General features: G+C 56.8%; 18 protein-coding genes. 3 read left to right on the top strand and 15 right to left on the bottom strand.

Translation table 11 applies throughout. From position 1 onward, the window contains the following. Positions 1-5 precede the first annotated feature (5 nt). The 3 genes from IK083_01805 to IK083_01795 are packed head-to-tail and all read left to right on the top strand — an operon-like array spanning position 6 to position 2,299. Positions 6-413 carry a dCMP deaminase family protein gene (locus IK083_01805; GenBank protein ID MBR4748294.1) on the top strand — a complete coding sequence of 136 codons (408 nt, stop codon included), beginning with the start codon at positions 6-8 and terminating at the stop codon, positions 411-413. Then, on the top strand, positions 401-1,099 hold the full coding sequence (locus tag IK083_01800; GenBank protein ID MBR4748293.1) for an HAD family hydrolase: 699 nt from the start codon (positions 401-403) through the stop codon (positions 1,097-1,099). The genes IK083_01805 and IK083_01800 overlap by 13 nt, the downstream gene beginning before the upstream one ends. Then, complete coding sequence (locus IK083_01795; GenBank protein MBR4748292.1) at positions 1,100-2,299, top strand: hypothetical protein; 1,200 nt, start codon at positions 1,100-1,102, stop codon at positions 2,297-2,299. A 54-nt stretch (positions 2,300-2,353) separates the two neighbouring features. Here the strand turns inward: IK083_01795 and IK083_01790 are convergent, their stop codons facing one another. The 15 genes from IK083_01790 to IK083_01720 all read right to left on the bottom strand — a co-directional run bounded on the left by IK083_01790 (position 2,354) and on the right by IK083_01720 (position 16,119). Further along, positions 2,354-3,607: an alkaline phosphatase gene (locus IK083_01790; protein ID MBR4748291.1), complete on the bottom strand. Its 1,254-nt coding sequence runs from the start codon at positions 3,605-3,607 to the stop codon at positions 2,354-2,356. Between the two features lie 39 nt (positions 3,608-3,646). Continuing rightward, on the bottom strand, positions 3,647-4,555 hold the full coding sequence (gene fmt / locus IK083_01785; GenBank protein MBR4748290.1) for a methionyl-tRNA formyltransferase: 909 nt from the start codon (positions 4,553-4,555) through the stop codon (positions 3,647-3,649). Further along, positions 4,552-5,040: a peptide deformylase gene (gene def, locus IK083_01780; protein MBR4748289.1), complete on the bottom strand. Its 489-nt coding sequence runs from the start codon at positions 5,038-5,040 to the stop codon at positions 4,552-4,554. Before def ends, fmt begins: the two co-directional genes overlap by 4 nt. Then, entirely contained in the window at positions 5,027-5,248 is a 222-nt protein-coding gene (locus IK083_01775; protein MBR4748288.1) for a DUF1858 domain-containing protein, read from the bottom strand. The genes def and IK083_01775 overlap by 14 nt, the downstream gene beginning before the upstream one ends. A 137-nt stretch (positions 5,249-5,385) precedes the next feature. After that, the gene (locus tag IK083_01770) at positions 5,386-7,122 is read right to left on the bottom strand and encodes an ankyrin repeat domain-containing protein (GenBank protein ID MBR4748287.1); all 1,737 of its coding nucleotides are present in this window, start codon (positions 7,120-7,122) and stop codon (positions 5,386-5,388) included. 98 nt (positions 7,123-7,220) lie between these two features. Further along, the gene (locus IK083_01765; protein ID MBR4748286.1) at positions 7,221-8,144 is read right to left on the bottom strand and encodes a Spy/CpxP family protein refolding chaperone; all 924 of its coding nucleotides are present in this window, start codon (positions 8,142-8,144) and stop codon (positions 7,221-7,223) included. A gap of 12 nt (positions 8,145-8,156) precedes the next feature. Beyond that, complete coding sequence (locus tag IK083_01760) at positions 8,157-8,726, bottom strand: Spy/CpxP family protein refolding chaperone (GenBank protein MBR4748285.1); 570 nt, start codon at positions 8,724-8,726, stop codon at positions 8,157-8,159. Next, positions 8,723-9,202 (bottom strand): hypothetical protein, encoded by a 480-nt coding sequence (locus IK083_01755; GenBank protein MBR4748284.1) that lies wholly within the window; start codon positions 9,200-9,202, stop codon positions 8,723-8,725. Before IK083_01755 ends, IK083_01760 begins: the two co-directional genes overlap by 4 nt. A 28-nt stretch (positions 9,203-9,230) precedes the next feature. Continuing rightward, positions 9,231-9,626: a zf-HC2 domain-containing protein gene (locus IK083_01750; GenBank protein ID MBR4748283.1), complete on the bottom strand. Its 396-nt coding sequence runs from the start codon at positions 9,624-9,626 to the stop codon at positions 9,231-9,233. Further along, complete coding sequence (locus IK083_01745) at positions 9,623-10,168, bottom strand: RNA polymerase sigma factor (protein ID MBR4748282.1); 546 nt, start codon at positions 10,166-10,168, stop codon at positions 9,623-9,625. The genes IK083_01750 and IK083_01745 overlap by 4 nt, the downstream gene beginning before the upstream one ends. A gap of 40 nt (positions 10,169-10,208) precedes the next feature. Further along, positions 10,209-11,126: a thioredoxin-disulfide reductase gene (trxB, locus tag IK083_01740; GenBank protein ID MBR4748281.1), complete on the bottom strand. Its 918-nt coding sequence runs from the start codon at positions 11,124-11,126 to the stop codon at positions 10,209-10,211. Positions 11,127-11,136: 10 nt separating this feature from the next. Further along, positions 11,137-12,429, bottom strand: coding sequence for a glycoside hydrolase family 32 protein (locus IK083_01735; GenBank protein ID MBR4748280.1), 1,293 nt, complete (start codon positions 12,427-12,429; stop codon positions 11,137-11,139). A gap of 55 nt (positions 12,430-12,484) precedes the next feature. Beyond that, positions 12,485-13,750: an O-acetylhomoserine aminocarboxypropyltransferase/cysteine synthase gene (locus IK083_01730; GenBank protein ID MBR4748279.1), complete on the bottom strand. Its 1,266-nt coding sequence runs from the start codon at positions 13,748-13,750 to the stop codon at positions 12,485-12,487. 43 nt (positions 13,751-13,793) lie between these two features. Further along, positions 13,794-14,969 carry an ABC transporter permease gene (locus tag IK083_01725; GenBank protein MBR4748278.1) on the bottom strand — a complete coding sequence of 392 codons (1,176 nt, stop codon included), beginning with the start codon at positions 14,967-14,969 and terminating at the stop codon, positions 13,794-13,796. Beyond that, the gene (locus IK083_01720; GenBank protein ID MBR4748277.1) at positions 14,959-16,119 is read right to left on the bottom strand and encodes an ABC transporter permease; all 1,161 of its coding nucleotides are present in this window, start codon (positions 16,117-16,119) and stop codon (positions 14,959-14,961) included. The genes IK083_01725 and IK083_01720 overlap by 11 nt, the downstream gene beginning before the upstream one ends.

Raw genomic sequence — 16,119 nt, 5'->3', positions numbered from 1 at the left:
CCTATATGGATATAGTGGACATCATTGCCCGTCGGTCCACCTGCCTGAGAAAAAGGGTGGGGGCTGTCATCACCATGGACCGCAGGATACTGTCCCACGGCTACAACGGCGTGCTGTCCGGCATGGAGCACTGCTCCGACACCGGCATATGCAAAAAGGATGCTCAGCATGATGAGGATTACAAGATCTGCGTCCATGCGGAGCAGAATGCCATTACCCAGTGCGCCAAGAGAGGCCTGGCCCTTGACGGCGCCACCATATACGTGAACGCCAACATATGCCTGACCTGCGCCAAGCTCATAGCCGCTTCTGGCATAAAGAGAGTAGTATTCCGCAGGGACAGCGACACCAAAAATGACGGCATCAGTCTCCTTGAGTCTCAGGGCATAAAGGTGGAGGAATGGAAGGCTTAAGGGCTGTGGTCTTTGATATAGGGGCCACGCTGGTGGAAGGTCCGCCCGTAGCCCCGGCCAAGCATATCGCCGCCCTTGTGGGCACTCAAGACCACAGAGCGGTGAGCAACATCATCATGTGCCACGATTTTTCCGGCAGCGACGCTCTCGTTGACCGGCTGGAAAAGGAGCTGGGCGTCGTCTTTTCCGAGGAAGCGCGGCAGGAGACGGAGCGGCTGTGGCGCAGCCAGTTCACCGCCTGCGAGGAATTGGGTGGGTCTTCTCTGGTCCTCCGGTTTTTTGCGGAGCGCAGCGTGAAGCTCGCCCTTCTGTCCGACATATGGCGCCCCTATTACGAGGGAGTCAAGCGGGCTCTGCCCGATATAGAGCGGCTGGCTCCCGTGAGGGTCCTCAGCTTTCTCACGGGCTGCAAAAAGCCCGACCCCCACAATTTCTCCCTGGTGTGCAAAGAGCTGGGAGAAGAGCCGGGGCGTATACTCATGGTGGGAGACACCTATTCCCACGATATAGAGCCGGCCATAGCTATGGGCATGAAGACCTGCTGGCTGCTGCGGCGGCCGGAAAAGGAGAGCCGGGACGTGATAGACGTGATCAACCGGGTCAAGCCGGCGCCGGACGTCACCATAGGCGCTCTCGCGGAGCTGGCCGACGACAAATTATTGGATACTATATATAAGGAGAGATAAATGAATATCATCAAAATAGAGAGACATTCCCGAGAAGAGCTCATGGCCAACATGCGCAGGGTCAGCATGCTGAAAAGACCCGAGGTGAAATGTTATGAAGGGTGTGACATCACTCTGGAGAGGATGCACACAGACCTGATAGCGCCGGCCCAGAGATACGTGCTCGCTGAGAACGTGCTGCGGGCAAGAGAGCTGGAGTGGGCTCTGGAGAAGCATGGGATAGACCTGTTTGACCTGGACGGCTACGTGTCCATATGGCGGGACGACTGCGAAGACCAGATAGACGTGCTGCCGCCGGTAGTGGAGCTGTCCCGGGAGGCCGACGGCAGCGCCGTGAATATCCTCAACGACGGCATGCATCGGGTGTATCTGGCCCGGATGGAACGGAAGCCCGTTAAGGTGGTGTACGTGTCCGGCGTGCCCGAAGAGTATCCCTATTATTCGTATCCTCTTGTGAGAGGCTGGGATGACGTGGAGATCAGGGACGAGCTGCCCGAGGGCTACATCAAGAAGTGGCACAGGATAGAGGACTACAAGTCTCTCTACAGGAATTTCAATTCCGGCTTTGTGAACGTGGGAGGCCCCAGAGGGCATTTTTCCAAAGAGGAGCGAAAGACAGAGGCCGGCGCAGGCGCCGCTGCCTCAGGACCCGGCGACAGGATCAGGCTGGGGCTTTATCATGGCGAAGAGATCGTCTGGCGCGTACTGGACGCCCGGGACGGCAAGCTGCTCGTTATCAGCGAGCAGGCTCTTGACTGCGCCCCCTACAACAAGACCTACGAGGATATCACCTGGGAAAAATGTACTCTGAGAAGCTGGCTGAACGGGGCTTTCTTTGAAGAGGCCTTCGATGCCGCCGAAAAGGCCCGTATAGCGGAGACAGAAGTGAACAACAATAACAGCGCCGGAGATCCCCCGGTATGGGGAGGCTTTGATACTCTGGACAAAATATTCCTGTTGAGCAGAGACGAGGCGGAGAAATACTTTGCGGGCTACGAACAAAGAGCCTGCAAGCCCACGGCCTACGCCAAGACCCGGCACATCTACAGGGAAGGGGAATACTGCCGCTGGTGGCTCAGGTCTCCCGGAGCCAGCAGCAAGAACGCAGTATACGTAAACGAAGCGGGCGACGTGTTCGCCAACGGCTTCACCGTGCACTTTGATTCCAACGGAGTACGGCCCTGTATGTGGATCAAATAGCAGCTCAGGCAAAAAATAAGGCAGGCTATCCGCCTGCCTTTTTTGTCGTTTTGGTTACTTCAGCATCCTCAGGTGCATGAATTCCTCGATGCCCTTGGAGATGTCGGTATTGTCTATATACTTGCCCAGCACGGGGTCAACGCCGCGGACGAACTGATTGTAGAGTCCGGGGGTGCCGCCCTTTACGAAGAAGGGGACGGGGGTGTTGGTGTGTCCGCCGGTGGTGTATTCATAGTTGGGCATATTGCCGGCTCCGTTGGAGGTGATGAAATAGGTCTTGTCGCTGTTCCTGATGCCGCCTGTCTCATGGTCTGCGGTGACGATGAGCATGGTGTCCTTCCAGTTGGAGTTCTTGTTTACCCAGGCGACTATGGCGCGGACAGCGTCGTCAAGGGCGTTGATGAAAGCCACGTTGTTCTCGCCGTTGTTGGCGTGGTTGGCATGGTCGGGACGTCCCTCTTCCAGCATGAAGAAGAAGCCCTTGCCGTCCTTGCCGCTGTTGTTCTTCAGGACGTTCAGGGTGGCTATGGCCATCTCGGCAGTGGTGGGCACGTGCTCTGCAATGGGCATATCGCCGGAGCACTTGGGAGAAAACACGTAGAAGCCCTTGGCCTTCCTGTCATTGGCCAGAGCCTGGATGTCTTCCCTGTTTTCCAGGAGCTTGTAGCGGGTGATGCCGTTGGACACATCGTCCCAGTCTTCCTTGGATATCACGTTGTAGGAAGGGTCTTCCTTTTTGGTGCCGTCTGTGTGATACCAGGGGTTGCCTCCGCCGCCCAGCACGTCGTTGATCCTGTTGGAGAGCAGCTCGTGGGAAATGGGGTTCCAACTGCCTCTGGCTATACTGTGGGAGCTGACGCCTGCGGGAGTGGCGTCCGCCCAGCTGACGGTGGTCACGTCGGCTACCCTGTAGCCGGCTCTCTTGGCTGCCAGCGCCACGGTGTCATAGTTGACAAGGCCGCTGAAAAGATTGACGTGGCCGTTGTAGGTCTTTCTGCCGCTGTTGATGGCAGTGGCAGAGGCAGCAGAGTCGGTGCAGGCTCTGAGGTAGTCTTCCATGTCGGGTATCTGAGCGTCCGCATCCTTCCAGGCTTTGGAGGAGTCAAAGTCCAGACCGTGGGAATAAGTAGTGCAGAACATCCGGGTGGGGAAGGACCGCATGATGGAGTCGTGTCCCACGAATTGCTCATACATGCTGATAGCGTTGATGCCGGTGCCGTCGCTGACTATGAGGATGACATTCTTTTCGGCAAAACATGCCGCTGTCATGGCTAAGACCGCAAGGGTCAGAAGGATTTTTTTAAACATTGCTTGCTCCTTATTCGTTATGGCGTATAGCCTTATTGCTTAGTGAAATCTGTTGGCGAAGGCGCCGGCGTCCATGACCTTGCCCCCGGCGGGCTGCAGTCTGGTAATGAGGACGGAGCCCCGGCCGCAGGCCACCCTGATGCCTTCCTTGCCTGCGGAAACTATCTCTCCCGGAGTATCAAATGACAGATCCTCTTCCGGGATACGGGCTTCCAATAGCCTGACCTCCGTCCCCGCCAGTATCCCTCTGGCGCAGGGGGAAGGACTGAGACCTCTGATGAGATCATACACCTCCCGGGCGGACCGGGAGAAGTCTGCCAGAGTGTCTTCTTTTTTGATGGAGGGCGCCTTGGTAGAGAGGCTGTCGTCCTGTCTCTCGGGCAGGATGCTGCCGTCTGCAAGCCCCGCGAGGGTCTCCAGGAGCAGCGCCGAGCCCATATCCGAGAGTCTCCCGGACAGGCTGCCGTAGGTGTCATGGTCATATATGGGAGTCTCTGCCCTGAGGAGCATGTCTCCCGTGTCCATGCCTTCATTCATGAGCATGGTGGTGACCCCGGTGGTCTTCAGTCCGTTCATAATGGCTCTCTGTATGGGCGCTGCGCCTCTCAGCTGCGGCAGCAGCGAGCCGTGGACGTTGACCGCTCCGAGAGGAGCAAAATGCAAAAGGGAAGAAGGTATCTTCTGACCGTATGCGGCTACCACAAAGACGTCTGCCGCAAAAAGAAATATCTCCTTCACGCTGTCCGGGTCGGATATCCTTTCGGGCTGCAGCAGCGGGAGACTGCGCTCCAGAGCATACTCCTTGACAGGGCATACGGTCAGCAGCTTTTTGCGGCCCTTTGGCTTGTCCGGCTGGCATATGACGCACAGTATCCTGTGACCTGCATCCGCAAGTCCTCTGAGGATGGTCAGAGCAAAGTCGGAGGTGCCTGCGAAGACTACGTTCATTTGTCCTTGTCTTCCAGGTCCACCGGCTCTATGGTGTCGGGGATGGCTATGTCCATAAAGACTACTCCGTCCAGATGGTCGGTCTCATGCTGAAAACAGCGGGCCAGCAGGTCGTGGGCCTTGATCCTCACGGGCTGACCGTCTTCGTTGATGCCCGTGATGACTACCTTGCAGGCTCTTTCCACCTCGCCCTGAAGACCCGGAACCGACAGGCAGCCTTCGTAATAGGTGTCGGCGCCGGTCTTTTTGATGATCCTGGGATTGATAAGGGCGTGACAGCCGTCGGAATCTTCGCCCAGATCGTATATGAACAGTCTCTTCAGGACCCCCACCTGAGGGGCGGCCAGACCAATGCCCCTGGCTGCGTGAAGGGTGTCGGCCATGTCGGAGATGAGCTGCTTCAGGCTATCGTCAAACTCGGTGACGGGCTCGCATTTTTGTCTCAGCCTGTCGTCGCCGTATTTGACTATGTCAAGAATCGCCATTGTTGATATTGTCCTTTATGGTTTTATTGAGCTCTGCCAGAAATTCTGCAAGGCACACGCTGTGCATCAGAGCGCCGTCCTTGATGGTGCCTTCGGTGGCGCCCATGCAGTCGCGGCAGTGCATGCCGTGCTTTGCAAACACAGCCTCGGTCTCGGGGTAGTCCTGCAGCACGGTGCAGATCAGTGAATCGCTGTCAACGTAGTTCATGGGGTCTCCTTGGACAAACACTATGATTATTATACCATATATTACACTATTTATAAAGAGCGCCTGGAGATCGGGTCCCTCGTACAAAGAGGACGGGACCGGGCCCGCCATCGGGGAAATATGCGGCGTAACAGTTATCAGGACTTCGGTGGAGCTGTCTCGGAAGGGGCTGCTGGTTCTGCCGTCTGCCCGGGCGCGGCGGGGGCTTCGGCCGGAAGAGGAGCCTCGGCAGCAGGGCTGTCACCCTCTGGGGTGTCGGGAGCAGCCTCCTGCTCGGGCGGCGCAGGCTTCAGCACGGCGATGACGTCGCCGTACTTGTTCTTCTCCGCAATATCCAGAGGGAGCTCGCCACGACTGTTGGGGGTATCCGGGTTGACGCCCTTTTCCAAAAGCAGACGGACAGACTCGGGCTTGTTGGACAGGACCGCGAAGTGCAGCAGCGTGTTGCCCTCGGCGTCCCTGGCGTCCGGCTTTGCGCCCAAAGCCAGGAGAGCCCTTACCACGGGCATGTTGCCCGTCATGGCGGCATACATCAGCGGCGTGACTCCATCCTTGTCCTGCAAGTTGGCGTAGCCGGCCGTGAGAGGGATGATCTGCTTGAACAGAGCCTCGTTGTCCGCCAGAGCGGCATAGTGCAGCGCCGTATCTCCGTTCATGGTCTTGTGCCGGGGGTCAGCCCCGTGCTCCAGCAGCCAGCTCACTACGCCGGGCTGATTGGCGTCCAGAGCGTGAAAAAGGGGAGTGACACCCCGGGAGTCGGGCATATTCACGTCCTGCTGCCGGTCTGTGAAAAATATGACCAGCTCCAGGTTGCCTCTGAAGGCTGCCTCATGTATCAGATAGGTGCCTTTGGCGGAGGGCATGTCCAGACGGGCTCCCTTTTCGGCAAGATATTTGACTATATCCGAGTTGCCGGCGCAGCAGGCTGTCATGATAGGGGTAAAGCCTGTGTCCGTGAGGACGCAGTTGACGTCCATGCCCTTATCGATGAGGAGCTTCAATACCTCCATATTGCCGGCCAGAGCGGCTTCAAACAGGGCGCTGTTGCCGGAGGGAGACACCCAGGTCACGCTGACGCCTTCTTCTTCCAGAAAGGAGAGCATGTCGGCGGTGGAGTAGTGGGCTACTATCCTGGCGGGACTATCCAGCTCCGAATTGAAGCGGTCCTTGTCTGCGACTTTGGCAAAGAGGCCGTGGAGCACCTTTTTGTTTTCGCCGACCAGCAGCGGCAGAAGGGTGTTGAGGCTGATGGCTTCCTCGGGCATGTGGTCTGCCAGCAGCAGCACAGCGTCGTCATTGTTTCTGGCTGCCGCATAATCTATGGGCAGCAGCTCCTGGCTGTCCCGGGCAGTGGGGCTCAGCTGCTTGTCCAGCAGGGCCCGGATGATATCCGTGTTGCCTCCGTAGGCAGCCATATGCAGGAGGCTGGTCTTTTCGGTGGGGGCAGTGCTCGCTCCTCTCTTGAGGAGCAGATTGAATATCTCTGCGCTGCCGTTCTCGGCGGCGTAATATATGGGAGTATAGCCCTCTATATCCCTTGCGTCCAGATTGGCCTTGTTGTTGATGAGCAGCTTGGTGATGGCCAGGTCTTTGAAGCACACAGAATAATGGAGGGGGCTGAAGCCGCTGGAGTCGGTGATATTCACCGGCGCCTTTTTGTTCATCAGCTGCTGTACGTGGGTCAGATCGCCGTCCATGACTGCGTTGAAGAGAATGACCTTCATATCCTCCGGCTTGAGGGGCTCTTCGGGAGCTGCGGGGGTTTCGGAGGGAGTGTCGGCGGGAGCTTCGGGAGGAGCTGTGTCGGCCGGGGCCTGGGCAAAAGCGATGCAGGCCGCAAATACAAGGATGACGAGGACAATAAGGCGTTTCATAAAGCTCTCCCGAAAGATATGGTAATTATATTATAGCACCTTTTGCCGGGATATGCCACAAAAAAAGCCGGATCTCAAACAGAGATCCGGCCAAGCTATTATGCGGCGTTGTCCGCATTCTGGCGCTGTCCGCCTCCCGGTCGGCGCTCGCCGCCTCCGGGGCGTCTGTCACCGCCGGCGGGCCGGCGCTCTTCCATCATCTTTCTGATCTCTTCCTGCAGAGACTTGGCATACTGATTGAAGGCGTTGATCTGCTCGGAGGTCAAAAGGGTCTTGTATTCCGTTTCAAACTCCGTGAGATTTTTGGCGGACTTCTCGTTCAGCTGCTGCATCTTCGCCATCATGCCTTCTCTGTCCTGTGTATTTCGCATACTCTCCATGAGAGAGCGGCCTTCTTTTTCGATCTCGGCTGTGGGCTTTTGGAACTTAGTGAGAAGGGCGTCGATCTTGGTGTCCTGCTCTTCGGTGAGATTCAGCTTGTCTTCGAGTCTGGTCTTGGACATAGGATTGTAAACGCCGATTTGCATAAAGAATCTGTTTTTGAGCAAGAGATTGTCGTATCTGGCTCCCTGCTCCTTGGTGAGGAGAGCCTTCAGCTCTTTCTCAAAAGCTTCTCTCTGGGCTTGGGGATTATAGCCGTTCCCGCGGGGAGCGCCGGGCTGACCCGTGCCGTTTGCGCGGGCTTCTTCCATTTGTTTTCTCATGGCTTCAAAGGCTTCCTGCTGGGCTTTGTTGTATTTGGCTATGAGGGCGTCCACCTTTTTGACTTCTTCTTCCTTGAGCTTCAGATAGGACTTGTCGAAGTCAAAGCCCTGATTGCCCATCATCATCATGGGGTTCATCATGCCTCCGGCCATCATGCCGCCCATCATACCGGGGCCGCCGGGACCCATGCCGGGACCACCCGGGCCTCTCATACCGCCCTGGCGTCCTCCGCCGGGGCCTCTCATACCGCCTTCCTGAGCAAAGGCTGCTGCAGCCATGACCATAAGGCACAGCGCAAAGATAAACAGTTTTTTCATCATCCTCATCTCCTATTTCTTGCTCGTCTTGGGCTTGACGGGCTGGGTCTGTTTGGGGGCGCCGGGTCCACCGGGTCCGCCCATAACGCGGCCGGTGGGCATGCCGAACTTCTTAGCCATCTCCTCAAAGCGCTTTTGCTTGATCTGGTCGTACTTGGTCTTCTGAGCCTTGGTCAGCACCTTTTCGCATTCGGTCACGTATTCCTTGCGCAGCTTGCCCATGGCCTCGAAGCTCTTGCGCATCTTGTCCATCTCGGCCTGGGTGGGCTTTTTGGACATATCCGGCTTGTTGCCGTTCATCTTGGGTCTGGGCATGTTCTTGGCTGCGGCATCCAGCTTGGGCTGGTATTTCTTGTCAATGGCAGCAAGCTTCTTCTTCTGGTCAGCGGTGAGATTCAGCTGCTTCTGGATATTGGGGTCGCTGAGCCCCGGCATACCCATACCCCGGGGTCCGGGAGCCTTCTTCGCAGTGGCTGCCGGGGCGCTCTTCTTGGGGGCAGGAGCGCTCTTTTTTGTGGTGGTCGCTCCGAACACCACGCAGGCGCACAGAGTCAGCACCAACAGCAAAACAAGTTTTTTCATGGTCGTTTCTCCTCTTTTGGTTTGTCAAATTTTCTCATGGGTCCCGGAGGGCCCGGTCTGAACCTTTTGTGCCCGAATTTGCGGGCTCTTTCTTTGAACCTGGCTTTCATTCTGGCCTTCTGGGAGTCGTCCAGCAGCTCGTAAATGTCGTAGAAGAGGTCCACGGACGCGTCCCTGTTGGCCTGCTCTATGAGAGTGATCTCCCGGTTGACCTTTTTGGTCTTTTCTCTGTCGGCAAAACTGCCGGTCTCGGCGTCCAGCTTTTTCTGCAGCTCATCCAGCTTGACGAAATTGTCTTCCAGGACCTTGCGGTGCTGGCGGACCAGCTTTTCGTAGGCAGCCTTTTGGCTGTCAGTGAGAGAGTAGTCCGCAGCAAAGGTCTCCAGAGGCTTTTGCCTGTGATGCCTGTAGCGGGCAAACCTGAAAAAGTGGCCGGCTATGCACGAGCATATCAGTATGATTATGAGAAAAAGCACCAGTGAAGTCCATTTCCAGAACATAGCCTTATTCCTCGCTGAAGTTGTACACAAAGCCGCTGTTTGCCGTCCTGTCGGAGGCCAGCAACACGTAGCTGGTGTCGGTGTCGCCCGAGTTCACGTCTGACAGCTCCGCGCCGAACACGATCCCCAGAGACAGCATCACCAAAGACGCCGCTACTATGCCCCAGCGGGGCACGGGAAAGGACGGCGTCCGTCTCAGTCTCGGCTGCAGGTCGGCGAAGGACACGCTGCAGGGCTCTGTGGTCAGCGCCGCTGCCAGACTGTCTGCGCGCAGTATGTCGGAGAGCAGCTCTCTGCATTCGTCGCAGCTCTCTATATGCCGGGTCATGGCGTCGTACTCTGCCTGCTTCAGCTCTCTGTCCGCATAGCGTCCCAGGAGCCTTGAATACCTGCATTTCATGGCTTGTCCTCCTTTTTGTCAAAATATTTTTTCAGACCTGCCCTGGCTCTTGACATGAGTGAGTCAACAGCCTTTTCCGAGACCTTCATAATAGAAGACGCTTCCCTGTAGCTCAAACCTTCGTATTTTATCAAAATAAAAGCCATTTTTTGTGAGTCGGGCAGAGCATCCAGGGCCCGGCGGGCTTCTTCTTCCGCTTCGTTTTTCAGAGCCATATGCATGGGGTCCGAGCTGTGCTGCCGGTCCGGCGATATGTCGTCTGTCAGAGGCGCGTGACTCCGTTGTCTGCGCATGTAGCTCAGGGAGTTGTTCACCACCATCCTGTAAAAATAGGAAGAAAAATCTTGTCTGATCCTCAAGTCTCCGCCGTACAGTCTGACGAAGGTCTCGATGACCACGTCTTCGGCTGCTTCCCGGGAGCCCAGCGCGCGGTAAGCCACGTTGAAGGCTTTTTGCCTGTAACGTCTGAACAGCTCTTCAAAGGCTGCATCGTCGCCGGCGGCGAAAGATCCGAGCAGCTCCAAGTCTGTTTTGCTTTCCATACACTATATAAGACTCGGCGGAGAAGTCAAAACCTTCGGTCTATTCGATATTTTCCAGATACATATCCGCCTCATGGGCGGCTCTGGCTCCGTCGCCGACTGCGGTGGCCACCTGTCTGAAGGCGTCGTGATTCACGTCTCCTGCGGAAAAGATGCCGGGGACAGAGGTCTCGCAGGACGGGCCGGCTATGACGTATCCCGCTTCGTCGCAGGCGACTGTGGCCCTGAAGGCGTCCGAGTTGGGCGCGGTGCCTGCCAGAACGAACACGCCGTCGCACTCAAAGATGCTGTCCTCACCGGTCACGGTATCTCTGAATCTGACTCCTGTGACCTGTTCGTCTCCCAGTATCTCCAGGGGCTTTTGGTTCCAGTGGACCGTGACGGAGGAGGCAAAGAGCCTTTCCTGCAGTATGCCGGCCGCTCTCAGCTTGTCCCGCCTGTGAAAGAGATGCACTTCGGAGGCAAAACGGGTGAGGAACACGCTTTCTCCGGCAGCCGTATCGCCGCCGCCTATGACAGCCACCTTTTTGCCCTTGTAGAGAGCGCCGTCGCAGGTGGCGCAGTAGGAGACGCCCTTGCCTCCCAGCTCCGTTTCGCCCGGGACCATCAGCCTGCGGGGAGAGGCACCGGTGGCAAGGATAACTGTTCTGGAGTGATACTCTTCTCCCGAGTCGGTGGTCACTGTCCTTATGCGGCCGCTCACTGTGATCCCTGTGACAGTGGAATATACTGTCTCCAGACCAAATCTTTCTGCCTGAGCGTAAAAGGCGGAGCCCAGCTCCATACCGGAAATGCCCTCGGGAAAGCCGGGATAGTTTTCTATGACGTCGGCCTGCATGATCTGTCCGCCGGGAAAGCCCTGGCAGATCATGAGGGTGGAGCGTCTGGCTCTGGCCGTATAGATGGCGGCGGTGAGACCTGCGGGGCCTCCGCCTATGATGATCACGTCGTATATCATATGGTCCTCCTTAGCCTATCAGGCTGACTCTGGCTCTTACCAGCTGCGCCGGTTTGCCATGATTGAACAGGGCAAGGGGAGCGGAGCCTCTTGCCGCGGTAAAGCACATATACACCTCTCCTTCGCCGGCAAACACCTCTATGGAATCAGTGTCGATGAGGACCCGGACCTTCATGGTCCCGTCCTTGGTCAGACGGCAGGTCTCCCAGCGGTTGTTGAGGCGGACGCAGGGCTCAAAGCCCAGATGCTCCATGGAGCCGTTGGGGGTCTGCAGAACTATACAGGAAAAGGGAGCGTGGACGTATTCGTACTCGATATCAAGGGCCTTGCCTTCTATGTTGTCAAAGAGGCCCGTCCGGCCGGACTTCAGCTCGCCGGGACCGAAATCGAAGGTCTTTTGCCAGAGAGACTTTATCTCCGGTACGGGGCTGTGCAGCAGCTTGTAGCCCTCCGGGGTCTTCCGCAGGGACAGGTCTGTGGGAAAGGCCATCTGCTGAGTCCAGGGGGTGTCTGGGTCGACGGGGCCCGTGAGCCAGTTTTGCTGTATCACCCTGCCTCCGGGGGCGTCGCTCCAGGTCTGGGGCGCGTAATTCATATATACCCTGAGGGACTTGTCCTTGGGCTGGCAGGGAGCAAAGCTCCTGCCGTCAAAGTCTCCCACCAGAGTGTCGGTGTTGCCTGCCAGTATGGTCCATTTCTTTTCGTCGGAGCCCTCTACGGGCAGAAGACGCATGTCGGGACATTCGTAATTGGAGGGCACCTCGGACATATACTCCCAGTCCAGCAGGTCCCGGGACCTGAAAAACACGTAGCCGGGGACGCCGCTGCGGGCGTGCTGCTCGCCGTAAAACATCGTCACCCAGTATTTGCCTTCGTCATAGTAGAACAGCTTGGGGTCTCTGTCGGGACCGTCCGGGCTGGGTATGAGGGTCCTGTCGCCCAGCTTGGCAAAGGTGTTGCCGCCGTCCACGGAATAATAGATGCACATCCCGTTGTAGAATTCGGATACTGCCAGCAGCATGGTGGTCCGGCCGGGAGTGTTCAGTCCGAGAGTATTGGGGATGTCCATGGCGCCGCTGCCGGAATACATCTCGTATTTGTCCGGCATGAGAGCCACGTCCAGCTCCTGCCAGCGGACCAGATCCCTGCTCACCGCGTGTCCCCAGGCCCGTCGGCCGGAGGATTTGCTGATGGGGTCGTACTGAAAGAACATGTGCCATACGCCCCGGTCATACACGAGGCCGTTGGGGTCGTTCATCCAGTTCTTTTGGGGGGTAAAATGGAATATGGGTCTTTCGATCATGATGGTTCCTCTGTTATTGCATGAAGACCGGAGGCGGAGCCTCCGGTCCTGCGTGTTATTCGAGAGCCTGACTGAAATCGGCTATGATATCTTCGATGTCTTCTATTCCCACGCTGACTCTGACCATTTCCGGGGAAATGCCGCAGTCTATCAGCTGTTGGTCCGTCAGCTGCCTGTGGGTCTCGCTGGCGGGATGCAGGACACTGGTCCTGGCGTCGGCAACGTGGACCACCAGAGCGGCCATCTTGACCTTTTCCATAAACCTGACAGCTCCCTCTCTGCCGCCCTTGATGCCTATGGAGATGACGCCGGCCTGCCCGTCGGGCAGATATTTTTGGGCCAGCGGGTAGTATTTGTCGGTGGTGAGGCCGGGATAATTGACCCATTCCACGCCGGGATGAGAGGCAAAGAATTCCGCTGCGGCCAGAGCGTTGGCAGAGTGCTGCCTCATGCGCAGGTGCAGGGTCTCCAGACCCAGATTCAGCAGGAAGGCGTTCATGGGCGCAGCCTGCATACCCAGGTCTCTCATGAGCTGGGCGCGGGATTTGACTATGTAAGCAGCCTTGCCAAAGGCTTCCGTGTAGCTGAGACCGTGATAGGAGGGGTCCTTGTCTGTGATATTGGCAAACTTTTTGTCGCAGCCCCAGTCAAAGTTGCCGCTGTCCACTACCACGCCTCCTATAGCCACTGCGTGGCCGTCCATGTATTTGGTGGTGGCGTGGACCACTATATCGGCTCCCCATTCGAAGGGGCGGCACAGGATAGGGGTGGGGAAGGTGTTGTCCACGATGAGAGGGCAATTGTGGGCGTGGGCTATCCCGGCCAGTCTTTCGATATCCAGCACTGCCAGAGCCGGGTTGGCTATGGTCTCGCCAAAGACCAGCTTGGTGTTGGGCCTGAAGGCTGCCGATATCTCCTCATCCGATGCATCCTGGTCTATAAAGGTGACCTCGACGCCCATCTTGGGCAGAGTGACGGAAAAGAGATTGTAGGTGCCGCCGTAGATGCAGGAGGTGGAGATCATGTGGTCTCCGGCCTGCAGAATGTTCATGACTGCTATGTACGAAGCCGACATTCCGGAGGAGGTCAGCAGGGCTCCCACGCCTCCTTCAAGGGCGCTGATCTTGTTTTCCACGCACTCGAGAGTGGGGTTGGACAGCCTGGTATAGAAGTGATCCGAGTGCTTCAGATCAAACAGCTCACCCACGTATTCCACCGTGTCAAACTTGAAGGTGGTGCTTTGATAAATGGGCAGGACCCTGGGGTCGCTGTTTTTGGGCTGCCAGCCCGTCTGGATACATTTGGTTCCGAGTTTCAAAATAGCCTCCGATTATAATGAATATGTTTATTAACGATACAGACCGTCAGGACCCGGATTTCATGCGGGCCTTGCGGGCTTTGTAGGCGGGCAGGTGTTTCTGGAAATTGTGCACCGAGTATCTCGCCAGCCCCAGAGCTCCCAACAGCCACAGCATCAGGCCGAACACGTATTCCCTGACATACCATGGGTCTGCGCCCACCGTGACCAGCCTTCTGGTGATATTGACGTAGAGGGTCAGAGGAGAGGCCAGACACAGACCCCGCACGAAGGGAGTCATGGCTTCCAGGGGCCAGCTGCCGCCGGATACCAGAAAAATGGGCACCGAGACGTACATAAGGCAGATCATGATGCCCATGGTGTCTTCGAAGGTGTTGGTGAGAAAGATGCCCAGCAGCACTATCACCGCCTCAAAGAGCACCGTCACGCAGAACACGGGCAAAAGGCTGCCGTTTACCGTGAAGTCAAACAGGGCGTAGGAAAAGAGGGCGCTCATCACTGTCATGGGTATCATGAGAGTGAGATACGCCAAAAAAGAGCCGTAGAGCCAATAGGAGCCCTCATAGCTGCCTGCCACCTTGTCCAGGCTGTGGGAGCGCTTTTCATATGTGACGGCGCTGATGCCTATAAAGGTGATCTGCATGAATATGATGCACAGCAGCGCCGGCAGTATGAAGCTGTTGTAATTGTTGGACGGATTGTAGAGTCCGTTGACGTCCGACGAGAGGGGCAGCGCCGCGGCGTAGGCCGCCTCGGCGGGAACGCCCTTTTTGGTCATGACACCGATCTTCACACCCGCGTTGAAGGTGGCCGTCACGGTGCGGATGCCCTTGTATCCTATGATAGCGGGTATCAGATTGATGCCGTCTCCATAGACTGCTATGGTGGTGGGCTTGCCCTTCTTGACAGACCTTTCGAAGCCCCGGGGCACTACGATGCCAAAATACACCTCGTGCTTTTCAAAGGCCCTTTGTATGTCGGGCATCGAAGTGACCTTTTTTACTATATGCAGGTCCTGACTCTGATCCAGCATATCGATATACCTGCGGCTCAGAGCAGACGAATCCATGTCCACCACGCAGGCGGGCACGTTCTGAGTGCGTCCGGCCAGATATACGCTGCCCATGATCAGAGGGTAGATTATGGGCCCCAGCACAAATATCACCAGTATGCCCGGCTTGGAAAAGATGAGCCCCAGGACTCTGTAATACTCATTCATCATAGGCTTTTCCCGTCCTGTAGATGAGGATAAGAGTCATGGCAAAGGCCAGAGCAAAGGCGGCGCAGGTCCAGAGCATGAGGCCGTTGATGTAGGGCGTGAGATCATAATTGAGATATTTGCCGTAGGTGAGCTCCCTCATGGCGAACAGATAATACTTGAGGGGCATGGCGTCGGAATATATCTGCAGCAATCCGGGCATCATGTAGTCGGGCCAGGTGTAGCCGCTGACCAGAAAGCTGGGCATAAACAGGATGGCGGCGGCGCTGAAGCCGAACTCCTGATTGTTGAAGAGCACGGGTATGGACATGCCGATCCAGGCGCAGATGGCGCAAAACCACAGGGTGAGGGCCCACAGCTGCCACAGAGGAGCGCTGAGGGGGACATGGCAAAACAGGATGCAGGCGTGCAGACCCAGGATGCAGCCCGGAAACACCACCAGCAGATAGGCTATGGTCTTCCCCAGCAGCAGCCTGAAGGGACTGGGGCAGGAATGATATTCGGTCTCGGTCAGATCCTTGATCTCTCTCAGCAGGCACCTGGTGGGATAAAACATGGCCGCCACCATCACACAGTTGAGAAACATGCCCAGCGCCAGAAAAGCGGCGTAATTGTTGACAAAGGCCGGGTTGTTGAGAAAGTGAAAGCTTTCTCTTACGGGCAGCACGGAGGCCATGGCGGCGGAGGGAGGCATATCTCTTTCCTTTGCCCTGAATTCTATCTGACCCGACAGGGTGGAAAAGAGCTCTCCCGCCTTTACGGAAAGGACGCTGCCGGAGGCCAGATTTTGCTTGCCCAGCTCTACCTCCACCACCACTCTTTTTTTGCTTTTTACGTCCCGTTCAAAGCCCTCGGGAATGATAAAGAGAGCCTGTATGCGGTTAGCGTCAAAGAGCCTTTTGGCCTCGGTCATGCTCCGCGGGTAGTATTTTACGTCGAACCATGGGGAAGCCTGCAGGCTCTTTTCCACCAGTTGCGCAGAGAGGGGACTGCCGTCCAGATCCATGATGGCAGAGGGCTGCCCGGTGACGGTCTTCTCGGAAAACACGCCTGCCAGTATCAGCGCCCACACAAGGGGCATGAGTATGGTGATGGCTGCCAGGATCCTGTTGTTGGCTATATACCCCAGCTCTCTCTTCAGGATGCGAAACAT

The sequence above is a fragment of the Abditibacteriota bacterium genome (assembly GCA_017552965.1).
Classification (GTDB): Bacteria; Armatimonadota; UBA5829; order UBA5829; family UBA5829; genus RGIG7931.
This window is presented reverse-complemented; position numbering and strand designations above follow the sequence as displayed.

Coding starts and splice junctions, on each gene's coding strand:
- IK083_01775 (MBR4748288.1), bottom strand. CDS start 5,248: ATGAACTACGTTGACAGCGATTCACTGATCTGCACCGTGCTGCAGGAC.
- IK083_01800 (MBR4748293.1), top strand. CDS start 401: ATGGAAGGCTTAAGGGCTGTGGTCTTTGATATAGGGGCCACGCTGGTG.
- def (MBR4748289.1), bottom strand. CDS start 5,040: ATGGCGATTCTTGACATAGTCAAATACGGCGACGACAGGCTGAGACAA.
- IK083_01720 (MBR4748277.1), bottom strand. CDS start 16,119: ATGTTTCGCATCCTGAAGAGAGAGCTGGGGTATATAGCCAACAACAGG.
- IK083_01795 (MBR4748292.1), top strand. CDS start 1,100: ATGAATATCATCAAAATAGAGAGACATTCCCGAGAAGAGCTCATGGCC.
- trxB (MBR4748281.1), bottom strand. CDS start 11,126: ATGATATACGACGTGATCATCATAGGCGGAGGCCCCGCAGGTCTCACC.
- IK083_01790 (MBR4748291.1), bottom strand. CDS start 3,607: ATGTTTAAAAAAATCCTTCTGACCCTTGCGGTCTTAGCCATGACAGCG.
- IK083_01735 (MBR4748280.1), bottom strand. CDS start 12,429: ATGATCGAAAGACCCATATTCCATTTTACCCCCCAAAAGAACTGGATG.
- IK083_01725 (MBR4748278.1), bottom strand. CDS start 14,969: ATGATGAATGAGTATTACAGAGTCCTGGGGCTCATCTTTTCCAAGCCG.
- IK083_01745 (MBR4748282.1), bottom strand. CDS start 10,168: ATGGAAAGCAAAACAGACTTGGAGCTGCTCGGATCTTTCGCCGCCGGC.
- IK083_01770 (MBR4748287.1), bottom strand. CDS start 7,122: ATGAAACGCCTTATTGTCCTCGTCATCCTTGTATTTGCGGCCTGCATC.
- IK083_01750 (MBR4748283.1), bottom strand. CDS start 9,626: ATGAAATGCAGGTATTCAAGGCTCCTGGGACGCTATGCGGACAGAGAG.
- fmt (MBR4748290.1), bottom strand. CDS start 4,555: ATGAACGTAGTCTTCGCAGGCACCTCCGACTTTGCTCTGACCATCCTC.
- IK083_01765 (MBR4748286.1), bottom strand. CDS start 8,144: ATGAAAAAACTGTTTATCTTTGCGCTGTGCCTTATGGTCATGGCTGCA.
- IK083_01805 (MBR4748294.1), top strand. CDS start 6: ATGGATATAGTGGACATCATTGCCCGTCGGTCCACCTGCCTGAGAAAA.
- IK083_01760 (MBR4748285.1), bottom strand. CDS start 8,726: ATGAAAAAACTTGTTTTGCTGTTGGTGCTGACTCTGTGCGCCTGCGTG.